The sequence below is a fragment of the Labrys sp. F242 genome, assembly GCF_057813875.1.
This window is the reverse complement of sequence record NZ_JBVASG010000001.1, coordinates 461,899-486,384: the sequence shown is the minus strand read 5'-3', so window position 1 is coordinate 486,384 and position 24,486 is coordinate 461,899. Positions and strand designations below refer to the sequence as shown.

The 24,486-nt window shown below is 64.1% G+C and carries 21 protein-coding genes and 1 riboswitch; of the genes, 10 read left to right on the top strand and 11 right to left on the bottom strand.

Translation table 11 applies throughout. From position 1 onward, the window contains the following. The first annotated feature begins 29 nt into the window (after positions 1-29). A riboswitch (glycine riboswitch) is annotated at positions 30-135 on the top strand. Between the two features lie 157 nt (positions 136-292). From gcvT to ACZYTC_RS02290, 5 genes are read left to right on the top strand one after another with little or no spacing between them, the layout of a single operon-like run. Beyond that, on the top strand, positions 293-1,444 hold the full coding sequence (gene gcvT / locus ACZYTC_RS02310; RefSeq protein WP_488988818.1) for a glycine cleavage system aminomethyltransferase GcvT: 1,152 nt from the start codon (positions 293-295) through the stop codon (positions 1,442-1,444). A gap of 24 nt (positions 1,445-1,468) precedes the next feature. Beyond that, positions 1,469-1,840, top strand: a complete 372-nt coding sequence (gene gcvH / locus ACZYTC_RS02305; protein WP_322430885.1) for a glycine cleavage system protein GcvH — start codon at positions 1,469-1,471, stop codon at positions 1,838-1,840. A gap of 3 nt (positions 1,841-1,843) precedes the next feature. Then, positions 1,844-3,184, top strand: coding sequence for an aminomethyl-transferring glycine dehydrogenase subunit GcvPA (gcvPA, locus tag ACZYTC_RS02300; RefSeq protein WP_488988817.1), 1,341 nt, complete (start codon positions 1,844-1,846; stop codon positions 3,182-3,184). After that, on the top strand, positions 3,184-4,749 hold the full coding sequence (gcvPB, locus tag ACZYTC_RS02295) for an aminomethyl-transferring glycine dehydrogenase subunit GcvPB (RefSeq protein ID WP_488988816.1): 1,566 nt from the start codon (positions 3,184-3,186) through the stop codon (positions 4,747-4,749). The genes gcvPA and gcvPB overlap by 1 nt, the downstream gene beginning before the upstream one ends. Before the next feature lie 57 nt (positions 4,750-4,806). Then, positions 4,807-5,208, top strand: a complete 402-nt coding sequence (locus ACZYTC_RS02290; RefSeq protein ID WP_441770397.1) for a hypothetical protein — start codon at positions 4,807-4,809, stop codon at positions 5,206-5,208. A 19-nt stretch (positions 5,209-5,227) separates the two neighbouring features. Here ACZYTC_RS02290 and speD read toward each other — a convergent pair whose 3' ends face one another. The 8 genes from speD to ACZYTC_RS02250 all read right to left on the bottom strand — a co-directional run bounded on the left by speD (position 5,228) and on the right by ACZYTC_RS02250 (position 12,975). Continuing rightward, on the bottom strand, positions 5,228-5,593 hold the full coding sequence (speD, locus tag ACZYTC_RS02285) for an adenosylmethionine decarboxylase (RefSeq protein ID WP_434957689.1): 366 nt from the start codon (positions 5,591-5,593) through the stop codon (positions 5,228-5,230). A 68-nt stretch (positions 5,594-5,661) separates the two neighbouring features. Continuing rightward, entirely contained in the window at positions 5,662-7,314 is a 1,653-nt protein-coding gene (locus ACZYTC_RS02280) for an FAD-dependent oxidoreductase (protein WP_488988815.1), read from the bottom strand. A 42-nt stretch (positions 7,315-7,356) separates the two neighbouring features. Beyond that, the gene (locus ACZYTC_RS02275) at positions 7,357-8,865 is read right to left on the bottom strand and encodes a polyamine aminopropyltransferase (RefSeq protein WP_488988814.1); all 1,509 of its coding nucleotides are present in this window, start codon (positions 8,863-8,865) and stop codon (positions 7,357-7,359) included. A gap of 137 nt (positions 8,866-9,002) precedes the next feature. After that, the gene (locus ACZYTC_RS02270; protein WP_434957692.1) at positions 9,003-9,230 is read right to left on the bottom strand and encodes a DUF350 domain-containing protein; all 228 of its coding nucleotides are present in this window, start codon (positions 9,228-9,230) and stop codon (positions 9,003-9,005) included. A 9-nt stretch (positions 9,231-9,239) separates the two neighbouring features. Then, a complete protein-coding gene (locus tag ACZYTC_RS02265) occupies positions 9,240-9,440 on the bottom strand; it encodes a hypothetical protein (RefSeq protein ID WP_454815322.1) in 201 nt (66 codons plus the stop codon). Further along, positions 9,437-10,999: a DUF4178 domain-containing protein gene (locus ACZYTC_RS02260; protein ID WP_488988813.1), complete on the bottom strand. Its 1,563-nt coding sequence runs from the start codon at positions 10,997-10,999 to the stop codon at positions 9,437-9,439. The genes ACZYTC_RS02265 and ACZYTC_RS02260 overlap by 4 nt, the downstream gene beginning before the upstream one ends. Continuing rightward, positions 10,999-11,679, bottom strand: coding sequence for a DUF4178 domain-containing protein (locus ACZYTC_RS02255; RefSeq protein WP_488988812.1), 681 nt, complete (start codon positions 11,677-11,679; stop codon positions 10,999-11,001). Before ACZYTC_RS02255 ends, ACZYTC_RS02260 begins: the two co-directional genes overlap by 1 nt. Before the next feature lie 270 nt (positions 11,680-11,949). Next, positions 11,950-12,975 carry an SPFH domain-containing protein gene (locus ACZYTC_RS02250; RefSeq protein ID WP_488988811.1) on the bottom strand — a complete coding sequence of 342 codons (1,026 nt, stop codon included), beginning with the start codon at positions 12,973-12,975 and terminating at the stop codon, positions 11,950-11,952. 472 nt (positions 12,976-13,447) lie between these two features. Between ACZYTC_RS02250 and ACZYTC_RS02245 the strand changes: the two genes are divergently transcribed. Then, entirely contained in the window at positions 13,448-15,124 is a 1,677-nt protein-coding gene (locus ACZYTC_RS02245; protein ID WP_434957697.1) for an electron transfer flavoprotein-ubiquinone oxidoreductase, read from the top strand. Positions 15,125-15,145: 21 nt separating this feature from the next. Next, entirely contained in the window at positions 15,146-15,514 is a 369-nt protein-coding gene (locus ACZYTC_RS02240) for a hypothetical protein (RefSeq protein WP_454815328.1), read from the top strand. Positions 15,515-15,707: 193 nt separating this feature from the next. Here ACZYTC_RS02240 and ACZYTC_RS02235 read toward each other — a convergent pair whose 3' ends face one another. Continuing rightward, complete coding sequence (locus ACZYTC_RS02235) at positions 15,708-16,469, bottom strand: DeoR/GlpR family DNA-binding transcription regulator (RefSeq protein WP_441770389.1); 762 nt, start codon at positions 16,467-16,469, stop codon at positions 15,708-15,710. An 80-nt stretch (positions 16,470-16,549) separates the two neighbouring features. Here ACZYTC_RS02235 and ACZYTC_RS02230 point away from each other — a divergent pair, with 80 nt between their 5' ends. Next, the gene (locus tag ACZYTC_RS02230) at positions 16,550-17,764 is read left to right on the top strand and encodes an N-acetylglucosamine-6-phosphate deacetylase (RefSeq protein WP_488988810.1); all 1,215 of its coding nucleotides are present in this window, start codon (positions 16,550-16,552) and stop codon (positions 17,762-17,764) included. A 49-nt stretch (positions 17,765-17,813) separates the two neighbouring features. Here ACZYTC_RS02230 and ACZYTC_RS02225 read toward each other — a convergent pair whose 3' ends face one another. Both ACZYTC_RS02225 and ACZYTC_RS02220 read right to left on the bottom strand, forming a co-directional pair. Further along, on the bottom strand, positions 17,814-19,637 hold the full coding sequence (locus ACZYTC_RS02225; RefSeq protein ID WP_488988809.1) for a tetratricopeptide repeat protein: 1,824 nt from the start codon (positions 19,635-19,637) through the stop codon (positions 17,814-17,816). 317 nt (positions 19,638-19,954) lie between these two features. Beyond that, positions 19,955-21,190: an MFS transporter gene (locus tag ACZYTC_RS02220; RefSeq protein ID WP_434957702.1), complete on the bottom strand. Its 1,236-nt coding sequence runs from the start codon at positions 21,188-21,190 to the stop codon at positions 19,955-19,957. A gap of 272 nt (positions 21,191-21,462) precedes the next feature. Here ACZYTC_RS02220 and ACZYTC_RS02215 point away from each other — a divergent pair, with 272 nt between their 5' ends. Both ACZYTC_RS02215 and ACZYTC_RS02210 read left to right on the top strand, forming a co-directional pair. Beyond that, the gene (locus ACZYTC_RS02215) at positions 21,463-23,568 is read left to right on the top strand and encodes a tetratricopeptide repeat protein (protein ID WP_488988808.1); all 2,106 of its coding nucleotides are present in this window, start codon (positions 21,463-21,465) and stop codon (positions 23,566-23,568) included. After that, complete coding sequence (locus ACZYTC_RS02210) at positions 23,558-24,478, top strand: 4-(cytidine 5'-diphospho)-2-C-methyl-D-erythritol kinase (RefSeq protein ID WP_488988807.1); 921 nt, start codon at positions 23,558-23,560, stop codon at positions 24,476-24,478. The genes ACZYTC_RS02215 and ACZYTC_RS02210 overlap by 11 nt, the downstream gene beginning before the upstream one ends. Positions 24,479-24,486 lie beyond the last annotated feature (8 nt).

Genomic DNA, 24,486 nt, shown 5'->3' with positions numbered 1-24,486 from the left:
GAGGCCAGGGATAGCTTCCCGGCATTCGGCCGATCCCCGCGGAAGAGTTCGGTCTGATTCTCTTGGGAATCACGGACCGGCGCCGAAGGAGCAACCGCCCCGGAAACTCTCAGGCACCCGGACCGCGGGGGAACGAAACTCTGGAAAGCGGCACGAATGCGCAAGCATTCGGGCTCACCGAAGGGCGTAAGTGGTTCCCCAGGGTGCGGAATCGCGAAATCTCTCAGGTAACCGCGACAGAGGGGGCACAACCGGACATTCGTCCGGCGTGCACCCTTTTGCCGGAGTCCCCATGGCCGAGCCAGCCGCAAGCCCAGATCCGCAAACGCTCCTGAAGACTCCTCTTCATGCCGAGCATGTCGCCCTCGGCGCGCGCATGGTGCCGTTTGCCGGCTACGACATGCCGGTCCAGTATCCCACCGGAATCATCGCCGAGCACAACCACACGCGCAGCGCCGCCGGCCTGTTCGACGTATCGCATATGGGGCAGGCCTATCTCATCGCCGACAGCCATGACGCCGTCGCTACCGCCCTGGAAACCCTGGTGCCGGCCGATATTCTCAATCTCGCCCCCGGTCGCCAGCGCTATACCCAGTTCCTGAACGATGAGGGCGGCACACTCGACGATTTGATGGTGGCGCGCTCGACCGACCCCGCCGAAGACGGCAAGCTTGCCCTGGTGGTCAATGCCGGCTGCAAGGAAGCCGATTTTGCGCTCCTGCGCGATAAGATCGGCGACAGCGCCCAACTGGTCGTCGCCGCCGACTATGCCCTGCTCGCGCTGCAGGGCCCTCTCGCTGCCGCCGTGCTGGCGGATCATTGCCCGGACGCTGCAGCCATGCCCTTCATGGCCTCCCACCGCTCGACCTTCGACGGCATTGCGGTCGGCCTCTCCCGCTCGGGCTATACCGGCGAGGACGGCTACGAGATTTCGGTTCCCAACGACAAGGCCGTTGCGCTCTGGCGCACGCTTCTCGCGGACGAACGGGTCAAGCCGATCGGCCTCGGCGCCCGCGACTCGCTGCGCCTGGAAGCCGGCCTGTGCCTCTATGGCCATGAACTCGATCCCACGATCTCGCCGATCGAGGCCGGTCTTCTCTGGTCGATCCAGAAGCGCCGGCGCGAACAGGGCGGCTTTCCCGGCGCTTCCCGCATCCAGCGCGAAATCGCGGAAGGGCCCGCTCGCATCCGCGTCGGCCTCAAGCCGGAAGGGCGCTCGCCCGTACGCGAGGGCGCGGCCCTGAAGAACCAGGCCGGCGAGACCGTCGGCATCGTCACCTCGGGCGGCTTCGGCCCCACCGTGGCCGGCCCCATTGCCATTGGCTATGTGGCCCCTGCCCTGGCGGCCGAAGGCACCGGCCTCACCGTCGAATTGCGCGGCAAGGATGTGCCGATCCAGGTCGTACCGCTGCCCTTCGCCCCGCACCGCTTCCACCGTTCCTGAGCCATCCAGAGATTGAGGAAAACCATGGCCACGATCAAGTTCACCAGCGACCACGAATATGTGTCCGTCGAGGGCGACGTCGCCACGATCGGCATCACCGACTACGCCCAGTCGCAGCTCGGCGACGTGGTGTTCGTCGAGCTTCCGGCCACCGGCAAAGTGCTCAAGCAGGGCGACGAAGCCGCGGTGGTCGAATCGGTGAAGGCCGCCAGCGAAGTCTATGCCCCGGTATCCGGCACAGTGATCGAGGCGAACGAAGGCCTGCCCGACTCTCCCTCCACGGTGAACGAGGACCCGCTCGGCAAGGGCTGGTTCATCAAGATAAAGCTCTCCAATCCGGCCGAGCTCGATGCCCTCATGGACGATGCGGCCTACAAGGCCCATATCGGAGCCTGATCCATGCGCTATCTACCCCTGACCGCCGATGATCGCAGCGCCATGCTGGCGAAGATCGGCGTCAACGGCATCGACGATCTCTTCGCCAACGTCCCCGCCGACAAGCTTCTGAAGGCGCCCCCCGTTCTGCCCAATACCAAGAGCGAAATGGCGGTCGAGAAGATCATGACCGCCTTCGCCTCGCGCAATGTGACGGCGTCCTCGGTGCCCTTCTTCGTCGGGGCCGGCGCCTACAAGCACCACGTGCCGGCAACCGTCGACCATCTGATCCAGCGTTCGGAATTCCTCACCTCCTACACGCCCTATCAGCCCGAGATCGCCCAGGGCACGCTGCAATATCTCTACGAGTTCCAGACCCAGGTCGCGTTGCTGACCGGCATGGAAGTCGCCAATGCCTCGATGTATGACGGCTCGACCGGCACGGCCGAGGCCGTGCTGATGGCCCATCGCGTCACGCGCCGCTCCAAGGCGATCCTCTCCGGCGGCCTGCATCCGCACTACACCGATGTGGTGCACACCATCTCGAAAATGGCCGGCCATCACGAAGTGGCCATGCCTGCCGACGTCGACGGCAGCGAGGATCTGATCGCTGAGATCGACGGGGAAACCTCCTGCGTGGTGGTGCAGAACCCGGACGTCTTCGGCAATCTGCGCGACCTTACTCCGATCGCCGAGGCGGCGCACAAGGCCGGCGCCCTCTTGATCGCGGTGTTCACCGAAGCGGTTTCGCTCGGCCTCGTCAAATCGCCGGGCGAAATGGGCGCCGACATCGTGGTCGGCGAAGGCCAGTCGATCGGCAATGCCCTCAATTATGGTGGGCCCTATATCGGCCTGTTCGCGACCAGGCACAAATATGTACGCCAGATGCCGGGCCGCCTGTGCGGCCAGACGGTGGACGCCGAGGGCCGGCGCGGTTTCGTGCTGACCCTGTCCACCCGCGAGCAGCATATCCGCCGCGACAAGGCGACCTCCAACATCTGCACCAATTCCGGCCTGTGCGTGCTCGCCTTCACCATCCACATGGCGCTGCTCGGCGAGAAGGGCCTGCGCAAGCTCGCCCGCGTCAACCACGCCAATGCAGTGAAGCTGGCCGACATGCTGGCCAAGGTGAAGGGTATCGAGATCATCCAGAAGAGCTTCTTCAACGAATTCACCATCCGCGTGCCCGGCAGCGCCGCCTCGCTCTTAGAAAAGCTGGCCGCCAGGGGCATTCTGGGAGGCGTGCCCTATTCGCGGCTGTCGCCCAATGCCGAGCTGAAGGATCTGTTGATCATCGCTTCCACCGAAGTGAATACCGACGAGGACCGCACCGCCCTCGTGAGCGCCCTGAAGGAACTGGTCTGATGTTGAACCGTCAGGGACGTCCATCCTCCCCCGGCGAAGGCGCCGAGGCTTCCCATCCCACCTTCACCGGCAATCGCGCCCTCATCATCGAGGAAGCTTTGCTGTTCGAGACTGGCCGCACCGACGTGACCGGCGTCGACGTCGAGGAGGTCGAGGATTTCGAGCCGAGGCTCGGCGCCTTCGAGCGCAAGGATCCGATCGGCCTGCCCGGCTTCTCCGAGCCGGAGGCGATGCGCCATTTCGTGCGCCTGAGCCAGAAGAATTTCGGCATCGATACCGGGCTTTTCCCGCTCGGCTCCTGCACCATGAAGCACAACCCGCGCCTCAACGAGAAGGTGGCGCGACTGCCAGGCTTTGCCGATATCCATCCGCTGCAGCCGATCTCGACGGTGCCCGGCGCGCTGGCGGTGATCGACCATCTCGCCCATTATCTGAAGACCCTCACCGGCATGCCGGCCGTAGCGATGAGCCCGAAGGCCGGGGCACATGGCGAGCTTTGCGGCATGATGGCGATCAAGGCGGCCATCGCGGCCAGGGGCGAAGGCGATACGCGCAAGGTCGTGCTGGTGCCCGACTCGGCCCATGGCACCAATCCGGCCACTGCCGCTTTGATCGGCTTTTCGGTGGAATCCATCCCCGTGCGCGAGGACGGCACCGTCGATCCGGCCGAAATCAAGAAGGCGCTGGGGCCGCACGTCGCCGCGATCATGCTGACCAACCCCAACACGTGCGGCCTGTTCGAGCGTGATATCCGTGCCATCGCCGATGTGGTGCACGAGGCGGGCGCCTATTTCTACTGCGACGGCGCCAATTTCAACGCCATCGTCGGCAAGGTCCGCCCCGGCGATCTCGGCGTCGATGCCATGCATATCAACCTGCACAAGACCTTCTCGACGCCCCATGGCGGCGGTGGGCCGGGCGCGGGGCCGGTGGTGCTTTCCGACAAGCTCGCGCCCTTCGCGCCCTTCCCCTATGTCGTCAATGCCCGCGTGCTGGTCGAGCGGGCCGAAGAGGTGATGAATGGCGAGACGCCCTTCGGCCGCCTCACCGCCTTCCACGGCCAGATGGGCATGTTCACGCGGGCGCTGACCTATATGCTCTCGCATGGCACCGACGGCATGCGGCAGGCCTCGGAGGACGCGGTGCTGTCCGCCAACTATATCCGCGCCAGTCTGCAGGATTTGATGTCCGCCCCCTTCGGCGACCAGCCCTGCATGCACGAAGCGTTGTTCGACGACACCTGGCTCAAGGACACCGGCGTGACCACGCTCGATTTCGCCAAGGCGATGATCGACGAGGGCTATCATCCGATGACGATGTATTTCCCCCTGGTGGTGCACGGCGCCATGCTGATCGAGCCGACGGAGAGCGAATCCAAGGCCTCGCTCGACCTCTTCATCGCCACGCTGCGCGACCTTGCTTTGGCCGCCAGGCGCGGCGAGACGGAGCGCTTCTCCGGCGCCCCCTATCACGCACCGCGCCGGCGCCTGGACGAAACCAGGGCCGCCCGCCAGCCCGTGCTGCGCTGGACGCCGCCGGAGCCGATCAAGGACGCAGCGGAATAGGATCATCATTCCCGCCGGTCACAAGTCCGGCGGGATTTTCACATCATCGGGCAAGGCATGGGCTTCTTCCAGCTCTTCATTGACCGTCATCTCGATACCGAGACGATCAAAGGCGCTGTCCGGCACTATTTCGAGCCGGACCGGACGATCGCCTATTTCGGCTCCAAGGACGAGATGATCGAGAGCTGGGATGCGGGTAGCGACACGCCGCTCGACGTCCATGTCATCGTGCGGCCCCTGAGCGAAACCTATCCTTTCCTGATGGAAATCTGGCAGCCCGGCGCTGACTCGATCGAGGAGGAGCGGCGCTTCGCCCTCTATTTTTCGAAGGCCGCGGATTGCCGCTCAATCATCACAGACGAGGAACTGAACCCCTATAGCTGGTATTGCGTGCATCCATCGGGAACGATCGAGACGATCTACCTCACCGATGCCGATATGGGCACCGAGGAGGGCTGATGCCTGCAGGGCAATTGCCCTATCCCCGCCGATGCTCGCTTACCTTCACCCGCCCTGGCGCGAAATGAGCCTCCAGCACCGGCAGGGCCTGGCGGGGATCGCAGCGCCCGCACATGAAGATGTCGAGGGCGGCATAGCCGGTCTCAGGCCAGGTGTGGATGCTGATATGGGACTCGGCGAGCAAGGCGACGCCGGTGATGCCGCCGGTGTCGCCGAAGCCATGCAGCTTGACGCCGAGCACCGTGGCCCCACAGGCGGCCGCAGCTTTGCACAAAGCGTGCTCGATGCCCATGGCGTCGGTGAGGCCCTGGCAGTCCCAGAAATCGATGAGCAGATGCAGGCCGGGGGCAAAGGCCCGGGCCTGGACGGCGGCTCCATCCGCCATCGAGTCTGGCTCGGCTCCCGAGGTTTGTGCCTGCACTGCCAATGGCTTTCCCTGCTCTGCCCGCGCCATCACAGCACCGTTTCGAAGGGATGGGCAAGAGAGGCCATGGCGTTCTCGGCCGCACGCACGCCATGCGTATAGGCTTCCTCGAAGATGGAAACGCCGCTCATGTCGGAATGGGCGGTGAAGACCGGCGGCCGCTGCTGCAGTCCCGCCCGCCGCTGTCCACCCCAGATGAAGCCCGGCACCGGCCGGATCATGGCGTGTCCCCAGATCCAGACATCGGCCCGCTCGACATGGCCTTCGAGCTCGGGATGCACGGCAAGGAGTTCCTTCAGGAAGACCGCCTGCCATTCCGCCAGGGGACGGGCAAGAGCCTCGCGGCGGGCGTCCTCGGGCGGCAGATGGCTGATCGGCCAGTAATAGGTCAGCACCGTCTTGGTCGGGCGCATCTGCGTGATCTGATGGGTGGCGACGACATAGCCGAGCAGGGGGCTGTCGAATACGACATTGTCCCAGCTCAGATTGGCGCCGGTGCCGCCGGGCAGGCGGCTCAGCGTAATGTTGGCGACCGCCCAGGGCGCATAGGAGAAGCCGGCGGCAAGGTTCTGGTCGCGCAGCAGCCGCGCTGTGACGAAATGCGGCGTCGCCAGGATGGCGGCCTTCGCCTCGATGCGGAAGACCTTGTCTTGAGCCGCGTCCCAGACGTCGACGGCGACGCCGCCCTCTCCGGTCTCGACGGCGTAGGCCAGAGAGCGCGTCCGTATGCGGGGACCGAGCGCTTCGGCGAGGCGGCGCGCGAGATAGCCATTGCCCTCCGGCCAGGTGACCAGGCCCTGGTCCTCGGCATCGGCGCCGCGGCCATTGCGGGCAGCGAAATAATGAATGCCGGCCCAGGCCGACACGTCGCGCGAGCGCGTGCCGTAGTCGTCGCGGCAGCAATAATCGACATACCAGGCCAGGGACGGCGAGCGATACCCCTCCCGCTCCATCCAGGCCGTCATGGTGATGCCGTCGAGCGCCATCAAATCGGCATCCTGCGAGCTCAGATCGAGCGGGATGGCGAAGGCGCGCCGACCGTCACTGCCGATACGCTGGCGAAACGCCTTCATCGCGGCAAAGAAGCGCTTGCCGTCGGCCTCTTCGTCGGCGTTGAGACCGATAGCGGGCATCAGGCCTTCCTGCCAGCGCCCATAGCGATAGAGCCGCTCGGAGGGATCCGCGCAGAGGGCATAGTCGTCATAGATGGCCGTGCCCTTGGCGTCGTAGCCGGTGATGATGCCGAAATCCCGGAACAACGCCCTGACAGCCCTCGCCTCCTCGGTGAGCAGCGGCACGTAATGGGCACCCCAGGGGAAGGCACAGACCTCGTTGCGGCCGCCGGCGGCATTGCCGCCGGGTGAAGCCTCGAGATCGAGCAGCAGGAAATCGTCATAGCCGGCCTTGGCCAGGCGGTAGCCCGCGCCGAGACCTGCGATCCCCCCGCCCACGATAAGGATGCCGGTTTTCAGGATCTCCCCCGGGCTGGAGAAGCCACTGCTCCGCAGCCTGTGGCCGATGCGAGAGGAGGCGCCGACCAATTCACCGGGAACAGCGCCGCCCTCGCCGCCTCCCGGCAGCCCCTTGCCCGCCAGCAAGTCTCCTCCGACCAGCCCGGCACCGGCTAGTCCGAGCGAGGCAGCCCCCAAAGCGAGGAATTGCTTGCGGCTGATCCGGGTCACGGTGAAGGTCGCCCTGAAAGCGGTAAGCTCGAAGCCGAATGTCTAATAAATGAGGTAATTGCCCCACTCCTCGTCGAAATAGCGCACCAGCGGCTGGTCATCGAGGCGCTGGATGGCGGTGGCGACATGGGCCATGTCGGGCGGGAACTGAAACATCGCCTGCATGGTCGTGAGGTCGAGGAAGCGCAGCCCCTCGGGCAGGCGGTCCGGCTGACGATAGGGCGAGAAGGAGCCGATTATGAAGCCCCACTCCCCGAAAGAGGGCACGAAGAGGTGATAGGCCGCGGTCTGATAGCCGGCCGCCGCCAGCGTGTTGTTGACACACCAGAAGGATTTGCGCGCGACCAAAGGCGAGGTGCTCTGGATCACCACCAGGCCATCTTGGTTCAGCGCCGATTTCAAGAGGCGGTAGAAGGTGAGCGAATAGAGCTTGCCGATCGAGAAATTGGATGGGTCGGGCAGATCGATGATCACCGCGTCGAAGCGCATCTCGGCCGGTTTCTGCTCGCGCAGCCAGAGGAAGGCGTCGGCGTTGATGAGGGTTAGCTTGGGCGAGGACAGCGAACCCCCATTGAGGCCCGTCATCATCTCGTTGTGTGAGAACAGCCGAGTCACGGCCGGATCGAGATCGACCATGGTGACCGCCTCGACCGCCGGATATTTCAGGACCTCCCGCAGCGCCAGCCCGTCGCCGCCGCCGATGATCAGCACCCTGCGCGGTGCCTTGAGCGCGCTCATCACCGGATGCACCAGCGCCTCGTGGTAGCGATATTCATCGAGTGAGGAGAATTGCAGGTTCGAATTGAGGAAGAGGCGGACGTCGCGCTGCTGGCGCGTGACCACGATGCGCTGATAGGGCGTGGATTCGGCGTAAACAACCGTGCCCGGATAGGCACTCGCCTCCGCTACCGACTGGATGCGTTCGGACCAGACGAAGCCGGCGCCGAGTGCGATCAGAACGACAAAGGCGGCCATCTTGTGTGCGCCGCGGCGGAGTATCGGCGCCTTGATGGCATAGAGCACCCAGATCGCCACCAGGGTGTTGAGGATGCCGAACAGGAAGGCCGAGCGGATCAGGCCGAGATAGGGCACCAGCACCAGCGGAAACAGCAGGGAGGCGAAGAGCGCACCGATATAGTCGAAGGTGAAGACCTTGGAGACCAGGTCCTTGAAGGCGAGCCGCCCTTCGAGGATGCGCAGCAGCAGCGGAATCTCGATGCCGACCAGGATGCCGATCACCCCGACCAGGGAATAGAGCCAGAGGCGGAAAGAGGCGACATGGTCGAACAAGATGAAGAGGGCCGCAGCCGAACTGCCTCCAACAGCCCCGACCAGCAGCTCGATACGGACGAAATGGCCGAGCAGGTCGCGCTCGATATAGCGTGAGAGCCAGGAGCCGACACCCATGGCGAAGAGATAGGTACCGATGATGGTGGAGAACTGCGTGACGGAATCGCCGAGCAGATAGCTCGCCAGAGTGCCGGCGATCAGTTCGTAGATCAGCCCGCAGGTTGCGATCACGAAGGCCGAGAAGAGCAGCAGGATTTCCACGAACGCGCCTTACCCCAATCTGCTTCGAGACTGCTTCTTCCTGGGACCACAGGAGTCTCGCCTGCTCTTTCTATCGGCCTGCCTCTGCGCTTCCAAGTGCAGGCGAGACGCCTGCGGTCCCTGGAGCATTAGGGCCATCAGCCATGGATGGCCGAGGCGATGATGATGGCGATGCCGAGCGCCACGGCGCCCAGGAAGATCGCCAGCGCCGTGTTCCGTTTCTCGCACAATTCCTTCCAGACCTGCACCTTCGGGGTCAGCAGGTCGAGCAGCCAGAAGGCGATGACGAAGACGACGAGGCCGATGCCGGAATAGACCAGCGAGGCAACCACATATTTCAGTTCGATCAGGCCCGAGACATCCATGAAAGCCCCCTATTTATGATATGAATAGCCGCCGCCAGAGCTTCTACCGCCGCCGAACCAGCCGGAGGAGCCGCCATCGTCGCTGCTCCTGATGCCGCGGCTGGTCGTCTGTTTGCCGTGCCACATAGTGGCCAGCGAATAGCCGCCGAAATTGCCGAGGGTCATGCCGAACACGACCGCAGCGGCGTAGATCATCTGCATCCTGCTCACGTGTCCTCGCTTTCGGAACTGCTGCTGGAATCATCGCTGGACGAGGAACTATCGTCGTCATCGTCGTCGCTCGACGACCACCAATTGCCGGTTCCGGAATCGGAGTCGCTGCTGGCGCCGCCGGCGATGAAGCCTCCCGCCGCCAGGCTGCCGGAAACCGAGGGCGCTTCCTCATCGATGCCACCCTGTTCCCAGCGGTTCTGTTCGAAACGCCTGTCCCGGAAGAAACCGAAGCCGGCACCAACGGCCAGGAGGCCGACGGCACCGAGATAGTTCGACCAGATCGGCACGTCGTGGCGGACCGTCACGGTGAACGTCTCCGAAGGCAGGGGCTTGGGCGGTGCGGGGGCGATGGCGGGCTGCGAGGCAGGTGTACTGCCGGCCTGGCCATTGTTGCGCAGCCAGGTCTGCAAATAATCCTCCCGCGCGACCATGGGCGTGGTCTCCGCCACCTTGCTGAACAGGCCGGCATTGGCATCGATCAGCAATTTGTAGGTGCCCGCCGGCACCGGCGCCAGCAATTCGCTGGTGCGCTCGGTGACCCGCCCGCTGCTGTAATTCTCCAACCCCTGGGTGGCGCGATAGCTGCGATTGGTCTCGACATTGACCAGAGCGACGTCGAGCTCCAGCCAGTCATCCTTCAGTTCGGCGCTGGTCTCGAACTCGACATTGCCACGGCCGTCGAGGCGGAACGGCTCGGAAGCGAAGGTCTTGCCCTTGTCGGCGGAGGTCAGGGTGAAGGTCTGCGAGGCGACCTGGCGCCCGGGCGAGAGGGCGAGCGAGCCGAACTGCAGCAGCGTCGCCACGCCGAGCGCGGCGAGCGGTACCCTCAGCCAGCGCCGGTGCGGATTGGGCTGGTTGACGCCGGGTCCATGGCGTTCGTCCGCAAGCGGCAGCTTGAAGGCTTCGGCCACCTGACTGGGTTCGAGATAGATGCCTTCGGAGACGATGATTTCCTCGTCGTTGCTCTCCACCATCAGCCGATGAGGCGACGCGATATAATCAGCCGTCTCGGTGACATCCGCCGTGGAAGCCCGCCAATAGAACTCGCCGGCGACATATTTGGTGCGCGCCTGCCCCTTGCTGAAGAAGGCGTAGCGGCGCCCCTCGACCGTGAGGTCGATGGTGCTGCCGGCCGCCGGCACGTCGCGGGTGAGCATCTTCACCACGGTCCAATGGCCGGCTTCCCGAACCAGGAAGCGATAGCCCCGATAGGGATTGAAGAGCAGATATTCGATCCACTCGTAATATCCCGTCCGGTCGCTCCGGCGCATATAGCCGACGACCTCCCATTCGACGTCCTGCAACCGCCCGCGGGTGCCGATCGGAATCTCCGAGGGTTCGAGCGCGGCCTCGGCCTTCTGGATGATGCGCAGATTCTCGTCGGCGACGTCGATCAGCGAGGAGCACTGGCTGCAGGTGGCGCTGATCGACTGGCCGACGGCGCGCAGCGTCACCGACCCGCCGCAATTGGGGCAGGCAAAGGTTCGCGGCCGACCGGGAGGCCGCGGCGCAGGCACGGATGGTGCCGATGGTGGCGGTGCGAGAGGCTCCTCCATCACCAGCCCTCCAGCGGCCTGAGATTGGAGAAGCGCAAGGCATCCCATTCGAGATAGCGACCCAAATAGGCACTGGCCTCCTCGCCATCATGTTCGAGCGTGGCGAATTCGCCATCGGCACCGACACAATCGATCGACACGGTGCGCCGGCCCTTGGGGGCTGCGAAAGGCAATTCGCCTTCCGAGCCCAGGCAGGTCGCCAGCTTGATGTCGACGGCCCTGAGCTGAACGCCATTCACCGACACCGAAAAGCCCGGCCTTATGTCGGCAGCGCCATTCTCGCTCGCCGTCAGCAGCGGCCGGCAGCGATCCAGCGCCTCGCGCACGCCGCCCCAGGAGGTCTCCTCCGCCGCCAAGCTCACCGAGAAGAAGCCTTGCGCCTCGCCGATCCAGCCTTCCCGGCCGTCATCCATCAGCATGTGCCATTCATTCCACAGCCCGTCGCTCCAGCCGATCTTCAGGCGCCCGATAATGGTGAAAGACTGCCCGTCGAAGACACCGCCGGTGCCGAGCTGAAGGGGGCTCATGTCGTCGGGCAGCGCCGCCATCACGCCGAGCGACGTCACGTCGACATCGGTTCGCACCACCATGGACTGGCAATAGGCACAGACGGCATAGACCGACTGCGCCGACCGGAACACGACATCCGCTCCGCAGGAAGGGCAGGCGAATTTACGCATTGGGCCTCGTATGGATCACGGGATTGACCGGCCTGTTCGGCCAAGATGACCGTTCCGAAATTAGGGCTTCGTCATCCCCGGCGAGGCCATAGGCCGAGGGAAGGGGATCCAAGGGCCGATAGGTGTGATTCATGGCCCCTGGATCCCCTTCCCTTCGCTCTCCCTCGCTACGCTCGTGAGTAGCTCAGCCGGGGATGACAGGCTCTTCAATTCGTTTATCGGCAAACGGTTCTCAAGCAGAGTTTCCCGGCGAGCGGGGCGAAGTCCGGCCTATTTGATCCGTGACAGCAGTTCGGCCTTCTTGGCGTCGAATTCCTGCTGGGTCAGGATGCCCTTGGCCAGCAGCCCGCCGAGCTTTTCCAGGAGCTGGATCGGATCCTCCGCCGGCTGCGCAGGCGCGGCCGGCTGTGCGGGCGCTGACGGGGCCGGCGCCGGCGCCGCATTGGCAAAGCCCTGCGCCATGGCCTGGCCTATCGCCATGCCGGCGCCGAGCCCTGCCCCAGCCCCTGCGAGGCCACCCGGATTCTCGGCCGCCAGCGGGATGGATTCGGCCGTCTGGAACTGGGCGTAGCGATTGAGGTCGCCCAGCATGTTCATCGAACTCGCCTTGTCGAGGATACGCTGGAGTTCCTCCGGCAGCGACAGGCTCTGGACGTAGAAGCTCTTGACGTCGATGCCATAGTCCCGGAGCGCCGGGCGGATGGCTTCCGCCAGCTTCTGCGAGAAGGCCTCCTGATTGGCGGCCATGTCGATGAAGGCGACATTGCTCTGGCCGAGCGTCGAGGCGATGGCGGTGAGCACGGCGCCGCGAAGCTGGCCCTCGATCATCTCGGAGGTGCAGCGCTCGGCCGTACCGACCAGGCGCGACCAGAACGCGCCGACATCGCCGATGGCATAGGAATAATTGCCGAAGGCGCGGATGCGGATCGGGCCGTATTCCTTGTCGCGGATGGTGAGGGGCTGGGTGGTGCCCCATTTGCGGTCGATCTGATCTTTGGTGTCGAAGAAATAGACGTCCGACTTGAAGGGCGATTCGAAGAACTTGTCCCAGTTCTTCAGATAGGTCAGCACCGGCAGGGTCTGCGTGGTGAGCGTATAGGTGCCGGGGCCGAAAATATCGGCGATCTTGCCTTCGTTGAAGAAGGCCGCCTTCTGCGTCTCGCGCACCACGAGCTGGGCGCCGTTCTGGATTTCCATGCCGGACATCGGGAAGCGGTAGGCCAACAGCCCCGCTTCCTCGGCCGTCCATTGGATGACATCGATAAATTGCTTGGAGATGAAGTCTAGAATGCCCATGCCCGTATGCTCCATACCGACGGATCGCAAGCCGCAGACAGCCTACTCTACCTAGCACGCGTGGCAATGGGAAAGGGTAACCCAAGGGACAGGCATCATGCGCGTCAGTATAGAACCTGCAGGAGCCCCCACCCGAGAACGGCGCACGCCTCAATCGCCTGTTTGCGGGAGAATATGACAATCAGTGACGGATCAAGGGCATCGCCGCGGTCGATATAGTCTTTTCGTGTCTTCCTGCCTGCCGGTCTACCGGCAATGCTGATGTCATGTCGAACCCTGCGACGGGAGAAGATACCGTGACCCTGAACCCTGCTGCATGCGGATGGAACCGGCGGCGCCGGCGAACGTGACATTAACGCACCAATTGGTTACTTAATTCAGGAAACCCTGGCAGCTTTGTTTGCACCGATTCCAAAAACGTGAAAAAAGCACGGGCACTCCAAGCTATTTCAAAACCACCGGAGACTTCTCGATGACCGACAGTGCCGATCTCGGCCCCCGCGAGGCGATGGAATATGATGTCGTCGTGGTCGGCGCCGGACCTGCCGGCCTGGCGGCCGCGATCCATTTCAAGCAGCTCAACCCCGAGACCAGCGTGGTGGTGGTGGAGAAGGGCTCGGAGGTCGGCGCCCATATCCTCTCCGGCGCGGTGATCGATCCCATCGGTCTCGACAAGCTGCTGCCCGAATGGCGCGAGGCGGAGGACCGCCCGCTGGTGACGGAGGTCACCGAGGACCAGTTCTACTATCTCGGCCCGTCCGGCGCCCTGCGCCTGCCCAATTTCGGCATGCCCAAGCTGATGTCGAACCATGGCAATTTCGTCGGCTCGCTCGGCAATGTCTGCCGCTGGCTGGCTGTTCAGGCCGAAGCGCTGGGTGTAGAGATCTACCCGGGCTTTGCCGCCGCCGAAGTGCTCTATGACGACAAGGGTGCGGTGATGGGCGTCGCCACCGGCGACATGGGCATCGGCCGCGACGGCCAGCCCAAATCCGGCTTCACCCGCGGCATGGAACTGCACGGCAAATACACCCTCTTCGCCGAGGGCGCCCGCGGTAGCCTGACCAAGACGCTGATCGCCAAGTTCAATCTGGCCGACGGCCGCGAACCCCAGAAATACGGCATCGGCATCAAGGAACTCTGGCAGATCGATCCGGCCAAGCATGTCCCCGGCCGGGTGCAGCATTCCTTTGGCTGGCCACTGGATTCGAAGACGGGCGGCGGCTCCTTCCTCTACCATCTGGAGAACAACCAGGTGGTGGTGGGTTTCGTCATCCACCTCAACTACACCAACCCCTATCTCTCGCCCTTCGACGAGTTCCAGCGCTTCAAGCACCATCCGCTGATCGCACCGACCTTCGAGGGCGGCAAGCGCATCGCCTATGGCGCACGCGCCATCACTGAGGGCGGCTACCAGTCGGTGCCCAAGCTCTCCTTCCCCGGCGGCGCCCTGATCGGCTGCGCGGCCGGCTTCGTCAACGTGCCGCGCATCAAGGGCAGCCACAATGCCGTGCTGTCGGGCATGCAGGCGGCCGAGCATATTTCCAAGGCGCTGGCCGAGGGCCGCTCGCATGACGAGCCTGCCTCCTATGAGGCGGCCTGGCGTTCCAGCGAGATCGGCCGCGACCTCTACAAGGTGCGCAACGTCAAGCCGCTGTGGTCCAAGCTCGGCACCATCGCTGGCGTAGTGCTCGGCGGCATCGACATGCACCTCAACGAAAAGCTCGGCTTCTCCCTGTTCGGCACGCTCAAGCATGGCAAGCCCGACTACGCCACGCTGAAGCCGATCGCCGAAAGCAAGCCGATCAACTATCCCAAGCCCGATGGCAAGCTGTCCTTCGACAAGCTTTCCTCTGTCTTCCTGTCCTCGACCAATCACGAGGAAGACCAGCCTGTTCATCTCACATTGAAGGATCCCAAGGTTCCGATCGAAAAGAACCTGCCCCTCTATGGCGAACCGGCCCGGCTCTATTGCCCGGCCGGCGTCTACGAGGTTGTCTATGGCGACGAGGCAGCCAAGAAGGATCCGCGTTTCGTGATCAACGCGCAGAACTGCGTGCACTGCAAGACCTGCGACATCAAGGATCCCGCCCAGAACATCAACTGGGTGACGCCGGAAGGCGGCGGCGGCCCGAACTATCCGAACATGTAAACGGATCTCGGAGCTGTCTTTATGAAAACCTTCCTTTATGCCGGCCTCGGGGTCGTTCTCCTGGGTGTCGGCCTCTATCTGCAGTTCGGCACGGTTGGGGTTTCCCCGGCCGACCGGCTGCGCTGCGAGCAGGCCATCGAGAAGATCTATGGCGACAGCGACGAAGCCAAATACACGCTCCTGCCCAAATGCGGCGAGCCGGGCATGGTCGCCATGATGGATGCGAGGGCCGGGGGGGCCGGCGCCGAACAGGCTGCTCAGGCGATCGCGACCGCCAATCGCAGCGATCTTATCGGCATACTGCTCAATTGCGCTCTGATCGGCGCCGGTATCGGCGCCTTGGGCGCGGCCGCCGCTGCCTCCCGACAGTCGAAAAAGCGGGCCGCATAGCGGAGCGAAAATGGGGGGCGGGTCTTCATGCCCGGCTTCCTATGAAGCGGCAGCGCAGGCGGGTCCGAAGACCCGCCCCCAAGAGCAAAGCGCGTTCATGACTGAACGCTTTTTCGCTCTAACTCATTGTTTCGACGCGTCTTTGCGGTTCTTGGTGACTCCGTCGAATCGCAAAACGCTTTAGAGCAACGCCTCAAGCGTAGATGGCCTTGATGGCGGCCTTCTCCAGCAGATCGCGGGTGCGGGGCGTATCTTCGGTGACGAGCGTGTCGATCGACGATAGCGCAGCGAAATGGTGTGCCGCCGCGGTGCCGATTTTATCCGGGGTCGCCACTGCGACGATCTCGGCAGCCGCCTTCATCATGGCGGCCTTGATCGCGGCCTCGTCATAGCCGGCGGTGGTCAGCCCGAACTCCTCATGAATGCCGTGCACGCCGATGAAGCACAGATCGGCATTGATGGCGTGAAGCTGATCGAGCACGCGCGCGCCCAGGACCATCTGGCTGCGCTTGTCGAAGACGCCGCCGAGCAGGATGACCTCAAGATGCGGATGCTCGGTGGTTGATGTCGCCACCAGCGGACTGTTGGTGACGATGGTGGCCCTGAGATCGCGCGGCAATTGCCTCGCCACTTCGAGATTGGTGGTACCGCCGTCGATGACAACCACCTGATCCGGCAGCACGAGCTGCGCCGCCGCCCTGGCCAGGCGCGTCTTCAAGGCGGCCGCGATCTTGTAGCGCCCCTGGAAGGGCAATCCTCCCGGCGAGACCGGCAGGGCAGCACCGTGGACACGCTTGATCAGGCCTTCCGCCGCCATGTCCCGGAAGTCGCGCCGGATGGTGTCCTCGGAAACCTCGAAATGCGCCGAGACCTCCTGCGTCGACAGCCTGCCCTTGGCCTCCAGCTTCGACAGGACGAAGGCGCGCCTCTCGTCAGGCGTTGATTCGATGGGCAAGGCGATTCCTCAATTGCACGTTTGTGACGATATCGCTAGATACATGCATTTCTATCACAACAGCTATCGCCGGATCCAGCATGAAAGAGCTTCTCCTGAAAGGGAACGTTATCCTCGAAGATGCCATTCTCGAAGACGCCGTGATCCACTGCGTAGACGGCCGGATAGAAGCGATCGAGCCGCCTGCTTCCAAGCATGAAGGCAAGGAATGTCTGGATTTCAGCGGCCGCTACCTGTCGCCGGGTTTCGTCGACATTCACGTGCATGGCGGCGCCGGCGCCGACTATATGGACGGCACGGTGGAAGCCGTGCGGCGAACGAATATCGCCCATGCCAGGCACGGCACCACCTCGATCTTCCCGACCACCACGACGGGGTCCTTCGCCCAGCTCGATGCGATGGTGAAAGCGTGCGAAAACGTGCAAGCCACCTGGACACCTTCGGATGGCGCCCGCATCGCCGGCATCCATTTCTACGGTCCCTATTTTGCGGAAGACAAGGTCGGCATCCACGCGCCCGAGGGCCGGCGTGATCCAGTGCGGGAGGAATATGAATATTTCCTCGGCCGGGAGGTCATCAAGATCGCCACCTGCGCCTCGGAACTGCCCGGCGCCCTCGATTTCTTCGACCATGCCCGCGAACGGGGCTGCTTCATCACCTGCGGCCATTCCAACGCCTGCTGGGATGAACTCGAGGCGGCCTTCGCGCATGGCATGCGCCATGTCGACCATTTCTGGTGCGCCATGAGCTCGGTCGCCTCCCTGCGCAAGCGTTTCGGCACGCCGATGCAGGCGGGCATGGAGCAATATGTCCTCGCCAATGAGGGGATGAGCACCGAGGTGATCGCCGACGGCATCCACCTCTCCGACGACTTGCTACGCTTCGCCTTCCGCCTGATCGGGCCGCTGCGCTGCTGCCTCGTCACCGATGCCAACCGCGCCATGGACATGCCGCCGGGCAAATATCGCTTCGGCTCTAGCGAGGATGGCAGCTGGGTCTGGAGCGACGGCCATTCCGTCCGAGGCGAGGACGGCAGCCTGGCAAGCTCGATGCATGGCATGGACCGCATGGTGAAGACCATGGCGCACGCCGTTGGCAAGGACCTCCCCGCTGTCATCCGCATGGCCTCGCTGACGCCGGCCGAGCTTGCGGGCATCGCCGGCCAAGTCGGCAGCCTCGCGCCAGGCAAGTGCGCGGACATCGTGGTTCTGAGCGCGGAGCTGGAGGTCGAGCGGGTGTTCATCGGCAGCGAGCCCCTGCCTGCCGCATATGCGAGGCCCGATCAGGCAGCCTGAACCCGGACCACCTGCGCACGCCGCACCCAACAGCGGGCAGCGAGAGCGATCAGGGCGAGGATGATGCCGACGACGGCTGGCTCCGCGTGCTCGTAAAGACGAAATCCTCGGGAGGCAGCGAGCCGTAGACGAAGGGTTCCTGCCGGTTGTCGGTTCGCGACATCACATCACTGGTCACGAAGCGAAACACCTTGTTGATCTCCAGCCCCGGCTCCACCAGCCGTCTGGCAAAGGCCTCCGCGAAAGCGCTGTGCTGGCTATCGCCATCCTCGGCCACCGTGCCCTCCTTGGCCGAATAGACCACCAGCGTCGCCCCCGAGGGCTCGACCCGTGAGAGACCGCGCCCGACCGAACGGGTGGGCGTGGTCATCGTCATCTGTGCGGCGAAGGGATTGTTGCGGCAGGCATCCAGCACCACCAGCTTCAGGCGCCGCGCGCCGCTCAACGCCGACAGCACACGCAGGAGGCTGACGGTCTCGTCGGGGACATCGCGATCGGACTGCAGGCGGGCATCGACGGGTATGAGATAGTTCTGCCCCGTCAGCTCCATACCATGGCCGGCATAATAGAGGATGGCCCAGTCGGCCGCGTCGGCCTTGGCGGAAAAGGACCGGAGGGCGTCGACCATGCCGGCGCGCCCGAGATCGTAGGCGACCGTGACGTCCTGCACGCCGGCTGTCCGCAGAGCCCCGGCGATGAGATCGGCGTCTCGCCTGGGATTGGGCAGTTGCGACACCCCCGCATAGCGCGAATTGCCGATGACGAGCGCGACCCGCCGCGAGCCTTCCGCAGCAGCCTTCTGCGTGGGTACAGGCTCATTCTTCTTGCTGGCCCCGGCCTGCTGCACCGCCTTCGAGGCACGAAAGAGCGTCACATAGCGCTGGACATTGGGCAGGTTCGGATTGATCGAGAAGGCCATCTCCATGTCGGACAGGCCAGCTTCTCTCTCCTCGAGGCGCCAATGCGCCAGCCCGCGATTGAGGTAGGCCTCGGCATAGTCGCGCCGTGCCGCGATGGCCGTATCGCAATCCGTCAGTGCCTCCCGCAGCGCTCCCTTCGCCAGATAGAGCGCGCAACGGCCCGAATGGAATTCCGCCATGCCCGAATTCAGGGCGATCGCCTTGCTGACATCGGCAATGGCTTCGTCGATCTTCCCTTTGGCGTAATGCAGGTTCGCCCGGTTGTTATAGGCATTGAAATTGCCGCCATCAGCCGCGATCGCCTTGTCGAAATCGGCCATGGCGAGGTCGTAGCGCTTGAGATTGACGTAGGAATTGCCGCGATTGTTGTAGATCAGCGAGACACCCTGCTTCAGCGCGATCGCCTTGGTATAGTCGGCGACGGCCTTGTCGTGGCGGCCGAGCCGCTGCTGCAGATTGCCACGATTGGCAAAAGCAGGCCCCATGCCCGGATCGAGATCGACTGCGCGCGAATAATCGGCGACGGCGTTTTCGACATCGTCCTGCTCCGAGCGGGAATTGGCGCGGTAGAAATAGACTTCCGCCGATCCCGGCTTGATGGCGATGGCCTTGTCGTAATCGTCGATCGCCGAATTATGGTCGCCGAGCTCGGCATAGCTCAAGCCACGAAAGACATAAGCGAGGTAGCTCTTGCCGTTATGCCGGATCGAGGCGCCGAGATCGTTGATCGCCAGACCATATTGCTTCTGCCGGTAATAAGCGCGCCCACGCTGCAGATAGGCGGTAGCCTGGCTGCCGGGCGTCACCGCGATGCGATTGATGGCGGTGGTGCAGGCAGGAATGGCAACAGCCGGATCATCCGAGGCGCAGCCGCCTTTGGGAGCTGCGAACGCCGGCGCGGCCAACCATAGGGGCATAGCAGCAACCAAGATCATCAGGCGAAATGCGTTCATGATCCCGCTCCCCGGCGCCCGTCTCGATTCTACTAGAGTAAAAGTGCGATTTCTCCGAACCGCACTTTTACTCTAACTCTTTGTTTCCAAGCCAATCCAACGGATCGGCTAGAGCGTCTTTGCGATTCCAGGTGACTCGGTCAAATCGCAAAACGCATTAGCGGCACGACGACGACATAGTCGCTCGCCTCCCCCTTGTCTGTATCGCGCCGAACATGACCGTCAACCAAACGCAGGTCGATACCTTTGTTCACCTGAAGCTGTCTCCTCGCATCCGGCATCGAGGCAGGCGCGTTTGCGAACTGCCGGCTCCTTCATCATCGCAGGCGGCTGCTCCCTAGCCGCACCGCGCATCCGATGGCGAGCCCGATCAGGAGCAGTGTGAATCCGACCACGGCCGGCCATCCTCCTACACTCCAGAACCAGCCACCGGTCGAGCCCACGATGCTGGCGCCGAGATAATAGGCGAGCATGTAGAGCGAGGCGGCATGGCCCTTGCTGTCACCGCCCAGCCGGCCGACCCAGCCGCTCGCTACCGCATGGCAGGCAAACTGGCCCGCCGTCAGCACCGCGATGCCGGCAATGATGCCGGTGAGGGTCGAGGAGAGCGTGAGGCCGATGCCAACAGCCATGGTCACGAGGCTGGCGATCAGCACCGGTGCCCGCCCCAGCCGGTCGGCCGCCATGCCGCCGAGCGAGGAAGAGATGGTACCGAACAGATAGACGGTGAAGATCAGGCTGGTCTGCGTCGGGCTGAGATCGAAGGGCGGTGCCATCAGCCGGAACCCGGCGTAATTGTAGACGGTCACGAAGCTGCCGAAACCACAAAAGGCGATGGCGAACAGCAGGGGCTTCGCCAGCACGGCGCCGGGTCTTTCCCGGCCGAAATGCGAAAGCCATGCCCTGAGGTGATAGCGAAGATCGAAGCCCTTGCGCGGTGTGAAATGCCGCGAGGGCGGCAGGAGCAGCACGAAACCGAGCGCCAGGACGAGGCCGCCGATGCCGACGATCGCCAGAGCGAAGCGCCAGGTCAGGAATTCGGCGAGGATGCCGGTCAGTACCCGGCCCGACATGCCGCCGAGCGCAGTGCCGGCGATGTAGAGCCCCATGGCGAAGCCGAGGCCATCAGGCTCGATCTCCTCGGCCAGATAGGCGATGGCGATGGCCGGCACCCCGCCAATGGCCAGCCCCTCGACCGCGCGCAAGGCGAGGATGGCGTGCCATCCCGACGTGACCGCCACGGCAAGATTGAGCAGGCTGGCGAGGCCGATGGATGCGAACATCAACTCGCGTCGACCGAAGCGCTCGGACACCGCCGCAGCAGCGAAGATGGCAAAGGCGAGAGCGCCGGTGGTCAGCGATAGGGCGAGTGAACTCTGGGCTGCACCGACATGGAATTCCTCGGCCAGCAGCGGCAACAGCGGCTGTACGCAATAGATCAGCGAAAACGTGCCAAAACCGGCGAGAAACAAAGCGAGGCTGATCTTGCGGTAGGTGGCCGAACCACGTGCGACATGGGGCACGGGCGAGGAACAAGCGGCGGGAACTGACATGCCCAAGGCGTCGTCCCGTAAGGTGAGCTTGTCAAGCGCCGATCCCGGACCAACCCAAGAGGGACGGGCGATACCCCTGCACAAAGCCGCTATCTGGAGTTGTCATGCCTGGCGCCGAGGGCTGAAAGCTCGTCGAGCCCACATGCAAAATCGCGGTTTTCGAGCCCCAGACGGGTTGTTCCCTCGCCTCAAAGCAGCCATGGTAGCGGCGAATAATTCGCGACTGCGTCGCCTGTGTCGAGGCGGCCGGCTGATTCGGAGTTTTCTTAGCAGTGCCCCTGTCTTCCCGCACGTCTTTTTCCGCCGCTTTGCTGGCGATCGCCTTCTCGACGACCCTGATGGCGCCGGCATTGGCGGCCAAGGCGGTCGAGCGCCCGTTCCGGCCGACCTCCGCCTCCGGCAGCCTGTTGGCCGGGCGACTGGCCGCCAATGTGCGTGACGACGACAACGCGGCCTCCTTCTATGCCAAGGCGCTGAGCAGCGGCCTGTTCAAGGACGAACAGGCTCGCCAGGAGCTGACCAATCGTACCTTCATTGCGCTGCTGACCTCGGGCGAGATGGACAAGGCCGTCACTTTCGCCCGGCGCGTCGTGGCGATCGACAAAAAGAACCCGATCGCCCATCTCGTACTCGGTATCCGGGCGCTGAAGGGCCGGGACTACACCAAGGCCCGCGACGAACTCGCCTTCACGCTCGACAAGCCTATCCTGCAGCTGGCGACGCCCCTGATCTCGACCTGGACCTATGCGGGTGCCGGCCAGACTAAGAAAGGCGTGGTGGCCGGCGACGACATTTCGTCCAATGACGGCTTTTCCACCTTCAAGAATTTCTCCACCGGCATGATGCTCGACATGGCGGGCATGCGGGATGAGGCGATCGCCCGGCTCAAGGACGCCCATGAGCGCGACGCCAATGCTGTCTCCATCGTCGACGCCTATGCGCGCGCGCTGGTGCGTGCCGGCAAGAAGGACGACGCACTCAAGGTGCTGGACGCCTATTCGGCCAAGGTGCCGCGCCAGCCGATCGTCACGGCGCTGACCACCGACATCAAGGCCGGCAAACGCATCGGCCCGGCCGTGACATCAGCCCAGCAGGGCGCCGCCGATATTCTGGTTTCGGTCGCCGCCGGCATCGCCAAGCAAGGCGGCGCCGACTATGCTGTGGTGTTCTACCGTCTGGCGCTCTATCTGGAGCCCAACAACGCCACTGCCCTGATCGGCCTCGCCGAGCTTTACAGCGATCTCAAGCAGCCCCAGACTGCCGAAACCCTGTTCAAGGCCGTGCCTGCCTCCTCGCCGCTCAAGCGCAACGCTGAGATCGAGCTTGCCACCACGCTGGACGAGCTCGACAAAACGGATGAGGGCGTTGCGCATCTCAGGAAGATCATCTCGGCCAATCCGCAGGATCTCGACGCCATCATCTCGCTCGGCGGCATCTTCAATCAGCGCAAGCGCTGGGAAGAGGCTGCGGTAGCGTTCTCGCAGGCGGTCGACGCAATCGGCAAGCCCACCCGCAATGACTGGCCCACCTTTTACTATCGCGGCATCGCCTATGAGCGCACCAAGCAGTGGCCGAAGGCCGAGGCCGATTTCAAGAAGGCTCTCGAGCTCTTTCCCGACCAGCCATCGGTGCTGAACTATCTCGGCTATTCCTGGATCGATCAGGGTATCCATCTCCAGGAAGGCATGGAGATGATCAAGAAGGCGGTCGATCAGCGTCCCGATGACGGCTACATCGTCGACAGTCTCGGCTGGGCCAATTACAAGCTCGGCCAATATGACGAGGCGGTCGAACAGCTGGAGCGCGCCGTCTCCCTCAAGCCGAGCGACCCCACCATCAACGACCATCTCGGCGATGCCTATTGGAAGATCGGGCGCAAGCTGGAGGCGACCTTCCAGTGGCGCCACGCCCTCGACGCCAAGCCCGAACCTGACGAGAAGGCCAAGATCGAGCAGAAGATGAAGGACGGCATGCGGGACACGGCCTCGGCCGATGCCGGCAAGGCCGGTGACGCGGCCAAGTCCCCTGACGCAGACAAGTCCCCTGATGCACCCAAGCCTGCGGATGAGGCAAAACCTGCTGATGCTCCGAAGGCACCGGATGCCGCCCAACCCTCGCAGCCCGAAAAGCCAGCCGAGCCCCGCAAGCCGACCGGTGCCGACAAGCCCGTAGAAGCGCCCAAACCGGCGGATGCGCCTAAGCCCGCAGACGAGACGAAACCGGCCGCCCCCCCCAAGCCGGCCGACGCGCCCAAGCCGATGGAAGCTCCCAAGCCCGACGATACACCTAAGCCTGCTGACGCACCCAAGCCGACGGACGCGCCTAAGCCGGCAGAGCCCGTAAAGCCTGCCGCACCGTCCAACAACAATGGTGGCTGACGTTCCGGCGGCCGGAGAGGCGGGAGCCTCGCCTGTCCGGCTGAACGAGAAAGCCCGCGCCAAGGTCAATCTGACCTTGGCCGTTCTGGGGCGGCGCGCGGACGGCTTTCATGTGCTCGACAGCCTGGTCGCTTTTGCCGATATCGCTGACGAGCTCAGTCTCGAACCAGGCCTCGGCCTTTCCCTGGAAGTCTTTGGTCCCCGCGCGAATGAGGCCGGTACCACCACCGACAATCTCGTGCTCAAGGCCGCCAGGGCCCTCGCCGAGAGGCGTGATGGCCTCACTCTCGGGCATTTCAGACTCGACAAGCGCCTGCCGGCAGCGGCCGGCATCGGTGGCGGCTCGTCCGACGCCGCGGCGGCCCTGCGTCTCATCGCTCGAACCAACGGCCTGCCGCTGACCGACCAGAATATCCTGGCCGCCGCCCGCGCCACGGGCTCGGACGTGCTGGTCTGCCTGGAAGGTATGAGCCGCTGGATGCGTGGTGCGGGGGAAACCCTGTCCGCTCCAGTCCCTCTGCCGTTCCTGCCCGCCGTCCTCGTCAATCCGGGGGTTGCCACGCCGACGGCGGACGTCTTCCGTGCCCTTGCCCGCCCTGCAGGCTCGGTCGCTTCTGCGGATCTTTCCCTGGCCGCAGCCATAGAGGGCGAGCGCGACCCGATGGCATTGATCGACAATCTCGGCCAGGGGCGCAACGACCTCGAGCCGCCAGCCCTTGCCCTCCGCCCAACCATCGGCGAGGCGCTCGCCGCCCTGCGTGACCAGCCTGCCTGCCGCCTCGCCCGCATGTCGGGCTCGGGCGCCACCGTGTTCGGTCTGTTCCAGACGGCCGAGGCCGCAACGGCGGCAAGACAGGCGATCGCAGAGCATCGGCCGGGTTGGTGGGTGGCGGACACGGTCATCGGCTGACGCTTCGA